General features: G+C 64.5%; 1 protein-coding gene. It reads right to left on the reverse strand.

Annotation, left to right across the window (positions count from 1 at the left end; genetic code table 11):
* Positions 1 to 28: 28 nt before the first annotated feature.
* Positions 29 to 228 (reverse strand): hypothetical protein (locus SB658_RS28285; RefSeq protein WP_410603939.1); only part of this gene is annotated, 200 nt, incomplete at its 5' end.

The raw sequence follows: 228 nt of genomic DNA on the forward strand, positions 1-228 counted from the left end.
CAGCTCGGCGGCCATCACTCCGCGCGCATCATCCTCGACTCGCTGGACTTCGCCGAGATCGAGGAACTTCAGGCACGCGACGACTGACGATGGCCGTGAGTACCTTGAGCTGCTGGATGGTCAGCTGGGTGTTCAGCAGGGAACCGACCATGCGGGGCAGCGAGCGGACCGAGATGGCGAGCGTGAGCGCGTCGATGTTGTCCAGCGCGGCGGTTCGTCTCGGTTCAT

This window comes from Bacillus sp. SIMBA_008, from assembly GCF_046535495.1.
Classification (GTDB): Bacteria; Bacillota; Bacilli; order Bacillales; family Bacillaceae; genus Bacillus; species Bacillus subtilis.